This is a genomic window from Paenibacillus borealis (assembly GCF_000758665.1).
GTDB classification, from domain to species: Bacteria; Bacillota; Bacilli; order Paenibacillales; family Paenibacillaceae; genus Paenibacillus_AQ; species Paenibacillus_AQ borealis.
Window position 1 is genome coordinate 1115721 of the sequence record NZ_CP009285.1, and the last position, 12245, is coordinate 1127965.

Annotated in this window: 10 protein-coding genes; 6 read left to right on the forward strand and 4 right to left on the reverse strand. The window is 53.3% G+C overall.

Translation table 11 applies throughout. The features are described 5' to 3' along the window. The first annotated feature begins 16 nt into the window (after positions 1 to 16). Positions 17 to 1933 (forward strand): cellulase family glycosylhydrolase, encoded by a 1917-nt coding sequence (locus PBOR_RS04710; protein WP_081971904.1) that lies wholly within the window; start codon positions 17 to 19, stop codon positions 1931 to 1933. An 86-nt stretch (positions 1934 to 2019) separates the two neighbouring features. Here PBOR_RS04710 and PBOR_RS04715 read toward each other — a convergent pair whose 3' ends face one another. Beyond that, complete coding sequence (locus tag PBOR_RS04715; RefSeq protein WP_042210702.1) at positions 2020 to 2853, reverse strand: helix-turn-helix transcriptional regulator; 834 nt, start codon at positions 2851 to 2853, stop codon at positions 2020 to 2022. 117 nt (positions 2854 to 2970) lie between these two features. Here PBOR_RS04715 and PBOR_RS04720 point away from each other — a divergent pair, with 117 nt between their 5' ends. Beyond that, the gene (locus tag PBOR_RS04720; protein ID WP_042210703.1) at positions 2971 to 3813 is read left to right on the forward strand and encodes an NAD-dependent epimerase/dehydratase family protein; all 843 of its coding nucleotides are present in this window, start codon (positions 2971 to 2973) and stop codon (positions 3811 to 3813) included. Between the two features lie 242 nt (positions 3814 to 4055). Beyond that, a complete protein-coding gene (locus PBOR_RS04725) occupies positions 4056 to 6140 on the forward strand; it encodes a class I SAM-dependent methyltransferase (protein ID WP_042210704.1) in 2085 nt (694 codons plus the stop codon). 144 nt (positions 6141 to 6284) lie between these two features. On the opposite strand, the gene PBOR_RS35255 is transcribed toward PBOR_RS04725, so the two are convergent. Both PBOR_RS35255 and PBOR_RS04735 read right to left on the reverse strand, forming a co-directional pair. After that, a complete protein-coding gene (locus PBOR_RS35255; RefSeq protein WP_052429330.1) occupies positions 6285 to 6635 on the reverse strand; it encodes a nuclear transport factor 2 family protein in 351 nt (116 codons plus the stop codon). Between the two features lie 115 nt (positions 6636 to 6750). Beyond that, positions 6751 to 7668: an AraC family transcriptional regulator gene (locus PBOR_RS04735; RefSeq protein ID WP_042210705.1), complete on the reverse strand. Its 918-nt coding sequence runs from the start codon at positions 7666 to 7668 to the stop codon at positions 6751 to 6753. Between the two features lie 128 nt (positions 7669 to 7796). On the opposite strand from PBOR_RS04735, the gene yicI reads away from it, so the two are divergent. The 3 genes from yicI (at position 7797) to PBOR_RS04750 (ending at position 12063) form a co-directional block, all read left to right on the forward strand. Then, positions 7797 to 10118: an alpha-xylosidase gene (gene yicI / locus PBOR_RS04740; protein WP_042210706.1), complete on the forward strand. Its 2322-nt coding sequence runs from the start codon at positions 7797 to 7799 to the stop codon at positions 10116 to 10118. A 394-nt stretch (positions 10119 to 10512) separates the two neighbouring features. Then, on the forward strand, positions 10513 to 11688 hold the full coding sequence (locus PBOR_RS04745; protein ID WP_042210707.1) for an SGNH/GDSL hydrolase family protein: 1176 nt from the start codon (positions 10513 to 10515) through the stop codon (positions 11686 to 11688). Positions 11689 to 11775: 87 nt separating this feature from the next. After that, a complete protein-coding gene (locus PBOR_RS04750) occupies positions 11776 to 12063 on the forward strand; it encodes a hypothetical protein (RefSeq protein ID WP_052429331.1) in 288 nt (95 codons plus the stop codon). A 52-nt stretch (positions 12064 to 12115) separates the two neighbouring features. Here the strand turns inward: PBOR_RS04750 and PBOR_RS37930 are convergent, their stop codons facing one another. Beyond that, positions 12116 to 12211 (reverse strand): YjcZ family sporulation protein, encoded by a 96-nt coding sequence (locus PBOR_RS37930; RefSeq protein ID WP_245648037.1) that lies wholly within the window; start codon positions 12209 to 12211, stop codon positions 12116 to 12118. Between the last annotated feature and the right edge of the window lie 34 nt (positions 12212 to 12245).

Here is a 12245-nt window from a genome sequence, read left to right on the forward strand (position 1 = left end):
AAGAAGGGAGCCTGAGATGAAGCTGAAACGCTCATTCTTCATTACCTGTATACTGCTGCTGGCTGTCATGGTGACGGCTGTTCCTGCGCAGGCGGAATCCCAAGAGAAGAAGAGTGCCATGCAGGCTTATGTAGAATCGGTCGGGCCGGGCTGGAACCTGGGGAATACCTTCGAGGCCTCCAGGGATGAAACTTCATGGGGGAACCCGGCCGTGACTCAGGCCTTCATCGGGCAGCTTGCGGAGGAGGGCTATAAGAGCATCCGTATCCCGGTTACCTGGAAGCACCGGATGGGCGATGCCCCTGATTATGTGATCCGGCAGGATTTCATGGCCCGGATTCAGGAGATTGTCGACTGGTCGCTGGCGGCGGATCTTCATGTGATTATTAATCTCCATCATGACAGCAATTGGGTGATGAACATGGCGGCGGAGCATGATGAGGTGCTGGCCAGATTCAATGCCGCCTGGACGCAGATTGCCGGGCATTTCAAGAATTATCCGGACAGCCTGATGTTCGAGAGTCTGAATGAGCCGCGTTTCTCCGACGACTGGAGCAAGGACAGCCCGGAATATTTCACCATGCTGGATGAACTGAATGTGTCCTTTCATACTATTGTCCGGCATTCCGGAGGGAACAACAAGCAGCGGCCGCTGGTACTTTCTACGCTCACTGCTGCCCCTACCCAGGCCAGACTGGATGCATTAGCCGCAACCATCACGAAATTAAAAGACGATCGGCTGATAGCAACGTTCCACTACTATGGTTATTATGCGTTCAGTGTGAACCTTGGCGGTTCGACCACGTTCGATACCACGGCCAGGGAGGATCTGATTCAGGCGTTCGACCGGGCATATGAGACCTTCACAGCCAAAGGCATTCCCGTAATCGTCGGGGAATTCGGCCTGCTCGGGTTCGATAAATCGTTGAGTACGGTCCAGCATGGCGAGATTCTGAAGTTTTTTGAATACGTTACCTACTATGCCCATGAGAAAAAAATGCCGCTGATGTTATGGGACAACGGGCAGCATTTCGACCGGCGCACATTCAAGTGGATAGACGAGGAGCTTCATCAGGTGATGAAGCAGGGCTGGAAAGGCCGTTCCTCCAATGCGGAGACGGATTCGGTCTATATTCTAAAGGATGCGGAAATCAAGGATACCGCCATTCCGCTGAATTTGAACGGAAACACGTTCACGGCGCTGCTTAATCAGGAACAGGTGCTTGTAAAAGGAACGGATTACGAGCTTGACGGAGATCATCTCATCCTCAAAGCTGCGCTGCTGCAGAAGCTTGTTACACAGAAGTACGGAATTAATGCAGTGCTGACTGCCAGATTCAGCGCGGGTGCTGACTGGAGAATGGACATTATTTATTACGATACGCCGAGTATGATCAGTGCGCAGGCTCCGGAGGGGATATACACGATCCCGGTCTGGTTTAACGGGGACAGCCTGGCAACGCTGGAAGCCGTCTATACGGCTGGCGGCAATGCCGGACCTAATGACTGGACGCCCTTCAAGGAGTACTACAAAGCCTTCTATCCGGACTATACCACCGGAGAGATCAAATTCACGGATGAATTCTGGAAGGAAGTCAAGGATGGGGAAGTGCAGCTGAAGCTGCATTTCCGCAGCGGTGCAGTCATCCCGTATACGATCACCAAGACAGGCACTCAAATTGCCGGAGTCTCCGTGGAGGATGCAGAAAAGGCGGCAGCGCTGGCTGCGGAAGAAGCAGATGGGCAAGCAGTCGAGACACTGGCAGCTTCTGCTGAACCATCAGCCACTGCAACAGCAGCTTCAGTAGACACCGCTGCTGAAGCCACCCAGCCGGAGGAGGGCAGCAATACCTTGGTGACCCTTTTGCCGCTATTGGCGCTGATTGTTATGGCGGGAGCGGGGATTTACTGGTGGAGAATGAGAAGAAGGTAGGCTTGGCGGATAACAAGGCAGCAGCAACCGTGGACTGGGAAATGATGTCCTGGTTGCTGCTTTTTTTTGACTGCATAGTTAATTGATCAATGCTCCCGGGTGTTCATTAAAAGCTGTAAACGCGCAGCCGTTTCTGCAGTAGCTGTATAAATCATCAGCTTCAGATCCGGATGGCCCTGCGGCTGTAAGGTCACATGTTCAAACTCCAGCTCTCCGATACCGGGTTCATTCCACTGTTTGTGGCAGTCCGTTACAACCTGGACATCATGCAGCGGCCATTTCTCACGGAACAGTGGGCTGCTCTGCATAAATTCCCCGATAAGCTCCTTAAACCTCGAATCATTGGGGTAGTGTGCGTAATCCGCACGAAAGCGTGCAACAATGACCTCTGCTTTACTCTCCCAGTCCTCCATATTCATTCTCCGTTTCCCGGTCGTCAACAGGAGCCTCATCCAGTTGGGATTCTCCTGCGTAACCTCTGAGAATGAAGGGAAGCCGAACACTAACTCCGCTGCCTGATTCCATAACAGCAAATCCCAGCATCTCCCGATGACGAAGGCCGGATTCGGCTCCAGGGCTTTAATCATCCGTTCCAGGCCTGTGTTCAGCTGCTGATCTTCTACTGTCTGCTGCTGCACCGGTCTGGCAAGAAGATGAAGATGGTGACGTTCATCCTCGGTCAGCCTCAGCGCCTCAGCTATGTTATTCAATACATCCTCTGAGGGATTGATGCTTCTGCCTTGCTCAAGAGAGGTGTACCATGATGTTCCGATATGGGCCAGCTGGGCCACTTCTTCCCGGCGGAGCCCCGGAGTCCGCCGCCTTCCATAAGACACTAGCCCTACCTCTTCAAGAGTCAGACGTTCCCGGCGCGAACGCAGAAATTCACCTAACGGCAGTCTGGAAGAAATCTCTTCCATGCTGAACTCCTCCTTATCCTGACACTGATAGTCCTACGATAAACGCAGGAAGGATGCCAGTTACACATTCTATTATACTGCCAGTATAGCATCTATAAACTTAGGAGGATTTGAACTATGAATATATTTGTAACTGGAGCCACCGGTAAAGTAGGAAGCCGTTTTGTTCCGCGACTGCTGCAGCGCGGTCATCATGTTAAGCTGTTAATTAGGGATGCTGCCAAGGCGGATTGGCTCCGGGAGCAGGGGGCGGAAATTGTAGAAGGCGAGCTTCTGCAGCCGGAGCATTATGTGGAGGCTCTCCGGGGGATTGATGTTGTGTTTCATCTGGCAGCACAGTTCCGCGGCGTAGACGAGAACACCACCTGGATATCCAATTTCGATGGCAGCATCGCTCTGGCCAAGGCAGTGCTGGAGGCGGGTGTGCCAAGGTTTGTTTTTGCCAGTACTAACAATGTCTACGGCTCCGGAAGTCTCACGGGACCCAGTCAGGAGGATGACGAGCTGAAGCCTGCGTTTGCTTATCCGCAGTCCAAAGCTAAGGCTGAGGCAGCGCTGCTGCAGCTTCACCGCGAACAGGGATTAGGCCTGCGCATTGTAAGGCTGCCTTTTGTCTATGGGGAGCGGGATCCGCATATCACAGAATTCCTGCCGCTCGTAGGCAATTGGAATCCGGCGAAAAGAATGCATATGGCGCACCATGCAGATGTGGGTCAGGCCCTGCTGCTCGCAGCTTCCGCAGATGGGATAGACGGCCGGATCTACAACGTCGGCGACGACGCACCGGTCTCCATTGCAGAGCTGCAGAAGCTGCATCATTTTGAAATTTCCCCGGGAGCGCAGCAGCAGGAATTCAATCCATGGGAGGGTATCATCGATACCACTCGGATCAGGGATGAATTACATTACCGGCCGATTTTCCCATCATTCTATACGGCACGGGATGCAGGTGCGCTTTAATTGATTTAGAGTTCCGCGAGTAATTGCTTGGGGAATTTATCTCCTCCCGGCAATCTGGTATATAATAGAACTATATCTTCTTGACCGCAGGCTTCTCTTCAGAAGCTTGCGGTTTGTTGCGTGAACAGTGTGAATAAGATGAACTAAAGAACTACACATACAGGCAAAAGGTGAGATCATGATTCAACCACAGCGAGCAGGGCTATTGTATAGAGATCGTTATTACATAGGGAGGCATGCAAATGCTGAAATCATTGCAGGCTATTGAAGCGTACCGTGAAGGAGGAAGGCTCCCCGGTGAAGGCTGTCTCTGGCTGGAATATATCGTTCAGGCTGAGCAGACTATTGTGAACCTGGAACGGGTGGAGTCGCTGCAGGGACTGGAACAGCAGAACCCGGTGCTGGATTATGTAGAACGGAGTCTGCGTGTGCTGGACAGTCTGCCGTTATCCTATTGGATCAGGGAATTGGCGGAAGAGACCCTGATCTGGTCGGAGACCGCCAAGGGCGGTACGATCCGGCAGCGCCGGGGCTGGCAGGACGAAGGCATTAATATATTTGTGCATAATATCGGTTCGGCGCAGCTGTACCAGAGAAATGCAGATCGTGAGCAGGCTAATGAAGTCTCTGCGGATAAGCGGCTGATCGTGCACCGGCTAATCGAAACGCACGGGCTGATCGGGCAGCAGATCCGCGGCGAGGTTCCTCCCTCGGTCAATCTTCCATTGTCCGGACTGGTGGAGCAGGGACTGCTGACCGCAGATGAGCTGGAGCGGCTGCTGTTCGCGCTGAATCACTGCATTATCTCTGCCGTAGCCCCGGAGCTGTGGCAGGAGGTTCGACCTCAGGTGATGGAGCTGATCGCTGTAATCTCCTCGGGGAATCTGCATGCTGAAGTGCCGATGAAGGAGCGTCTGCGGAGAATGCGCTCCGGCTCTATCGCACAGGGCGAGGATTATGAGACGGAGTGGAGCAGTCTTGTGCAGGAAGGGTTCAATCCCGCGGTGCTTGAGCCGCTGCAGCCTGTCACCTTCTGGTATGTGGAATCCGCGCTGCAGACCTTCTCGCTGGAGCAGTTTCTGAAAGTAGTGAGTCTCTCGGCAAGCAGTGATTTGTCCGCTCTGAACCATATCAGCTTCGAAGCGGTAATGAACAGCATTTATTATGACTACAAGGGCAGCAAGAAGATTAATGTGTACAAGAAACGGATCATTGAGAAGTACTTATCCGAGTTGGACTGGACAGAGATCTATAGCGGGGAGCAGCTTTCCGTCAATCCGCATCTGTCGCACCGGCTGCTGCGGAAGGAGCATTTGCCTGATACGCTGTTCTTCAATTTCGAATTCTCTCCGGCTGCTGAGAAGCTGATTGAATTCTGCATAGAGGCCGAGAAGTCGGCGCTGTATGAGCGGGCGGTGCTGCTGCTGTTCGACCTGTTCGGTCTGCGCCGTGATGCGTTCGACCGCTTCCATAACGAGGATACGTACTTAAGCCAGATGAATGATACGGCAGATTATAAGGCGGTCATCCTGGATTACGTCACCGGCCGCAAGGTGCTGGACATCGGGCCAGGCGGCGGGGTGCTGCTGGATCTGATCGAGGAGCGGATGCCGGATGTGATTCCGGTGGGCATCGATATCTCCAGCAATGTCATTGAAGCGCTGCGGCAGCGCAAGCAGCGGGAGGACCGCGGCTGGGAGGTGCTGCAGGGCGATGCCCTGAACCTGAAGGATTACGTGGAGGCAGGCACGGTCGACACGGTGATATTCTCATCCATTCTGCATGAGCTGTATTCCTATGTGCCGCTGAACGGGAAGAAGTTCAATCACGCGACAGTTGCGGCTGCGCTAACCAGCGCCTTCGGGGTGCTGGCAGACGGCGGAGTCATTATTATCCGCGACGGTATAATGAGTGAGCCGGAGGAGGAGCAGCGGAGAGTGCGGTTTCTGGAGGATGACGGCATGGCGTGGCTGGAGCGGTATGCGAAGGATTTTGCCGGCCGGAGTATCCGGTATGAGCAGCTTGGCGCGCAGGAGGTGCTCATGCCGGTGAATGATGCCATGGAGTTCCTATACACGTATACGTGGGGGGAAGAAGCCTACATCCATGAGGTACAGGAGCAGTTCGGATACTTCACGCCTTCGCAGTATGCTGCGTTTATTGAGCAGACGCTGGGACCGCAGGCGAAGATCGAAGTCTTCCGCCATTACCTGCAGGAGGGCTATACGGAGGCGCTGCAGGAGCGGATCGTGATGATGGATGAGAGCGGGCAGGCGGTCGCACTGCCGGACAGCACCTGCTTTATTGTAATCCGTAAGGCGGGCTGAAGACGGGCCTAAGCCCAATAAAAAGGGGCATTACCACAGCCGTATCCGGCGCTGGTAATGCCCTTTTTTTGATCGATGATTGCCCGAAAATAATGGGAAGTGCTGCGATGCGGACCTTGCTTAGAAGAGAATCATCCTGTCCGGCTACTTAAGCGTGATGTTAAGTAAGCTGATTTTACCGCTGCGCACCTTGAACTCGTGTCTGAACAGCTGCGGAGCGGGAACGCGGTTCTTGTTAAACTCCCCTTCCATCTCTGCTGTCACAGCGATGGACTCCCCGGCTTCTTCTATTTCCATGATCGTGTAGCGGACCTTGGCTGAGAACAGCTCTGATTCTCCCCAGGCCTGTATAGCATCCCTGCCCGCAATCTCTTTGCCGTTATCCTTAACGCTGGCGCCGGGAGTGAACAATTGGGTAAAGGCCTCAGGCTGATATTGGTTAATGGTATTGTAGAACTCCTGTACCTCACTCGGCAAGGTAACATGTTGATTCATGGATATCTGCCTCCTGTAAGTAGAGTAGCGGAAGCGGCATGGCTCCACCCTTACACGTAACTTAAACGTATCCGGGCATCCGTAAGCAGATATTGTAATCTGAACGAACCAGAGCTTAAGGGTATAGCTGCCCTTGCCCGCCTCCCGGCAGAGCCCCCTTGCGGAATTCGGAAGGCGAGCAGTTCATCGCTTTGCGGAACACTTTGATGAAATAGCTGACGTTGTCGAAGCCGGCATCCATGGCGATATCGGAGATTTTGCGGTCACTCTGCTGCAGCAGGGCGGCGGCCTGGCGGATCCGGTAGGAGTTGATGTAATCGACGGGCGTCTTGCGGGTCATGCTTTTGAAAAAACGGCAGAACTGCCCCTCGCTCATCGGAATCAGTTCGGACAGATCACGCGTGCGGATCGGCTCCTGATAGTTGTCCTGGATATAGAGGATGACTTTCTTCAGGCGGTCGATCTTCGTGCTATCAGCGCCTGCCGACTGGCTGTAGTTCACCGAACGTCCCGGCGGCGCAATCTGTGAGAGCATGATCAGCAAAGTTCCTTTCATAAAGGACTCGAATCCGGGCATTTTATTATCATATGCCTCCACCATCCGCTCCAGGTGCAGCAGAAGCTCCCCTTGCCAAGGTACGGAGGAGGTGATGTGACGCGGAAAGCTCTGGCGTTTCTCCTGAAGCGGCAGAATTACAGTCTGCTGGATGGTATCATATTGGGCGCTGGCCAGGAGATCGGGGTGAAAGACAAGTGCGCAGAACCGGCAGGGAGTGTCCTTAACCGCATAGGCGGCATGAATATCACCGGATTCAATAAACACGGCTTCGCCGGGGCGGAGCGTGAAATAATCCGTATCCACCTGAAAGAGAATCTCGCCTTCAAGCAGCAGGAAGAACTCCGCTTCCTCATGCCAGTGGGTATCCAGGACAGGGGCTCCGGCCGGGAGCTCTATCCAATAGGCGGCCAAGGGAAACATAACATCCCCGTGTTCACGGTCTTCTTTGAGCAATCGCTGTGATGTGCGGTCCATTAAGGGCCTCCTTTTGGTGGGAAACATCAAAATAGTGTTATAAATAAGCTATATTATAGTAGTTTTGTTATTTTGTTATCGTTATAATGCAACTATAAACACCAAATTGAAGGGTGGCAAGTGCACACATGAAATTTACAGACGGCCTTTGGCTGGTTCGCGACGGAATCACAATCAATGGTGCAGTTCAGAACTATGTTGTTGAGAAAACTGAAGAAGGCCTGACGGCTATCACGCAGACAACTCCGATTACTGGACGTGCAGCAACACTTAACTCAACGCTGCTTACCGTGAAATTCCATTCCCCGCTTCCGGGTGTAGTAGGGGTTAAGATTATTCATAATGACGGCGTTATCGACCGCGGTCCTTCTTTCGAATTGACCAAGGGAACAGGTGACCACGTTCAAATCGAAGAGACCGAAGCGCAGACTGTGCTGATCAGCGGCGGACTCCGCGTGGTCATCAACAAGGGAACTCACTGGTCGGTAGACTTCTACCGCGGCGATGAGCGCATTACAGGCAGCGGTTACAAATCGATGGCCTATATCACGGATCAGGACGGCAACACGTTCATGCGTGAAGAGCTGGACATCGGCATCGGCGAATTCGTATATGGTCTGGGCGAACGCTTCACTGCTTTTGTGAAGAACGGCCAGGTGGTTGACTTGTGGAACAAAGACGGCGGTACAAGCTCCGAGCAGGCCTACAAGAACGTTCCATTCTATGTGACCAGCAAAGGCTACGGCGTATTCGTGAACCAGCCTGAACTGGTTTCCTATGAAATCGCTTCTGAGAAGGTGAAGAAAGCCCAATTCAGCGTAGCTGGAGAGAGCCTGGAATACTTCGTCATTGAAGGGCCGACCATCAAAGAGGTTATTACCAAATATACTTCCCTGACCGGCAAGCCTGCGCTTCCACCGGCATGGACCTTCGGTCTGTGGCTGACCACTTCGTTCACTACGGACTACGATGAAGCTACGGTTAACTCCTTCGTAGAAGGAATGGCTGAGCGCGATCTGCCGCTGCATGTCTTCCACTTCGACTGCTTCTGGATGCGCGAATACCAATGGACCGATTTCCAGTGGGATTCCCGTGTGTTCCCGGACCCTGTGGGCATGCTGAAGCGCCTGCATGAGAAAGGGCTTAAGATCTGCGTCTGGATCAACTCCTACATCGGACAGCGTTCACCATTGTTTGAAGAAGGCAAGAAGAACGGCTATCTGCTCAAAAAAGCCAACGGAGACGTTTACCAGACGGATCTGTGGCAAGCGGGCATGGGCCTCGTGGACTTCACGAACCCTGCGGCTTGTGAATGGTATGCAGGGTACCTGCGTGATCTGGTTGACATGGGCGTAGACAGCTTCAAGACCGACTTCGGCGAACGTATTCCAACGGATGTTGTTTACTTCGACGGCTCCGATCCAAACAAAATGCATAACTACTACACACAGTTGTATAACAAGGTTGTCTTTGAAGTACTGGAAGAGAAGCTTGGCAAGAATGAAGCAGCCGTCTTCGCACGTTCGGCAACCGCCGGCGGGCAGCAGTTCCCGGTTCACTGGGGCGGTGACTGCTACGCTGACTACGAGTCCATGGCAGAAAGCCTGCGCGGCGGCCTGTCGCTCGGCCTGTCCGGCTTCGGCTTCTGGAGCCATGACATCGGCGGCTTCGAGAATACCGCTCCGGCGCATGTCTTCAAGCGCTGGCTGGCCTTCGGCCTGCTCTCCAGCCACAGCCGTCTGCACGGCAGCACCTCGTACCGTGTGCCTTGGGCTTACGACGACGAAGCCGTGGATGTTACCCGCTTCTTCACCAAGCTTAAGTGCAGCCTGATGCCTTACCTGTATGATGTAGCCGGACAGGCACATGAGCAGGGCTGGGCTTCAATGCGGGCGATGGTGATGGAATTCCCGGAAGATCCGACCTGCGAAGTGCTGGACCGCCAGTACATGCTGGGCGATTCCCTGCTCGTGGCTCCGATCTTCCAGGAGAACGGCGAAGTGAAATACTACCTGCCGGCTGGACGCTGGACGCATCTCCTGAACGGTGAGACCGTAGTGGGCGGATCATGGCGCAAAGAGAAGCATGACTTCTTCAGCCTGCCGCTGTTCGTACGCCAGAACTCCCTGCTTGCAGTGGGCAGCGAAGACAGCCGTCCGGATTATGATTTCGCTGAAGGCGTGAAGCTTAGCCTGTACTCCCTTGAGGACGGCAAGACTACATCGGCAACCGTTCGCGATATCAACGGCGCTCCTGAGCTGAAGGTAGAAGCTGCGCGCAGCGGCAGCAAGGTAACCGTAACCGCAGAAGGCAGCGGCAAAGCATTCACCTTTGCGGTGAAGGATCTCGGCGCTATCGCTTCAGTAGAAGGTGCTGAACAAGCAGATGAAACTACAGTGAAAGTAAACGCCGGAGCCAAATCCGTATCGTTCACGATTACGCTGAAATAAGATTATACCGCCCTATACTCAAGCTCTCTGATGACAGGGGACATTCGTCCCCGGTGAATCAGAGAGTTTTTTGAGGATTGAACAACGGGTACGGTATTTGAGGCTATTGGAACTTCAAGCTGTTCTTGCCGCGCAAATCTTGCAAGGAATACAACATTTTCCACCTATTATCGATCCTAATCCGGAATTGTTGTATAAAAGGCAGCATTTCTCCTTCTCCCGGCTGCTTTGCGGGGGAATTCATGTATTTCGTACAACAATTCTCTCAAACGGCCTGTTTTTCATGCATGGAAGTTGTAGAACGTACAACATTATTGCCTTTTTCTATTTATTACAGGTAAGCTGTGAACTAATAATCTCATTTCTGTCAGCAACGATAGGAGAATAGAATGCTATGAACAATAAAGTTAATACCAGTGTGTACAGCCAGTCTGGATTCACTTCGGCCACAGCGCTGTCCGCAGCTGCTAATTATATTATGAACTCGCCGGAGCCGTTCACCCATACCTACCGGACCTATGTGCGCCTGCGGGAGAACGGCGGCCTGACGCTGAAGTTCTGGCACAGCAATGCTGTGGATTCGACATGGGACTTGGGCGCGGAGTCAGCGGCCAGTGAACCGGGCGGGGAGTGGAGCATTGAAGCGGCATATGTAGCCGATGGCGGAGCCGTGCCGGATGGTACAGTTGTGTCAGGTTCGCAGGTTCCGGTAACCTTCGGTGGCGAAGCCTCGCGGAACGTTGCTCCGGGCGAGCAGTTCTGGAGCGATGAAGCGCTGCTGGAGCTGCCGGAAGGGCATTACCTGGCCTTCACCTGGACGCTGAAGACGGCAGCTGCCGGGAAGTCGATCCCCTTCAACGTGGAGGGGATGCTGGTCTCCGGCTACGATGCGCCGGGCAATCTGGCCGCTCAGGAGACAGCCGAAGCGTTCAGTGAATCGGACAAGCTGCAGGTACTGCCAAGCTTCCTGGGATACAAGAAGGATGTAACGAAGAAGCTGGTATTCCTGGGGGATTCGATTACGCAGGGAGTGCGGACCGCCAAGGATGAGTATTCCTATTGGGCGGCAAGAATTGCCGAAGGATTAGGAACGAAGTACGGGCTGTGGAATATCGGCTCCGGCTGGGGCCGGGCCTATGATGTCGCCACCGATGGAGCCTGGCTGCACAAGGCGCAGCAGGGCGATGAGGTGCTGATGGTGCTCGGAGTAAATGATCTGGATATCGGCAACCGCTCAGCAGAAGAGCTGCTGAACGACCTCACGCATATTATCTCCGCGATCAAGGAAGTGCGGCCTAAGACTGCCGTGATTCTCAGCACCGTGCCGCCGTTCAATTTCGAAGGGGAACGGGAAGCAGCTTGGCGCACTGTAAATGCGGCTATTCTTAACAGTCCCCCGGCCGGTGTAGACCGCGTGTTCGACATTGCCGCAGTGCTGTCTGTACCGGCTCCGGCAGATCATAGAATCAAGCCGGAGTATATGAGCGATGAGTTTGATCCGCATCCGAACGGCACCGCCGGCAAGGCGGTTGCCGAAGCATTTTTGGCCTGGTACGGCAAAAACGTGTGACGAACTTCTTGAAAGCACTAGGCATACTATGTAGTACTTTATCAGAAGGGTAGTGTGCCTGTAGTGAGCATTCAAGCGGGAGTACCAATGCAGCCCAAAGTGCTGTATCAAGCAGATCAAAATTATATTCAGAGTATGAAGTCTCTCCGGCATCACATGCACAGTGTATGCAGACAACATGTGAACCAGATTGTCCGGGTGCAGACGATTGACGGCCAGGTCGTTACTGGGAGAATTCTCGGCTGCGATAGAGGATTGTTATACCTGGGGGTACAGAATCATCATGGAGCAGGACGCGCCTTCTTCGGAAGCAGCGATGAAGCCATCCTGACCCTGGTACTGTTCGAATTGCTGGTTATCGTTTTATTATCCTAGCCGAAGAAAAGAGCCTGCAGCTGCAGGCTTTTTTCTTTTTCGATATTAATGGTTAGAATGTTCTGAGAATGATCACCAGCAGAATGTAAAGGACTAAGATTGTAGTGGTAGAAGTAAAAAGTCCGCCGACATTTCCGCAACCGCTCATCGTCTTACCTCCTTCGCAGTATCATCTTTCAGAA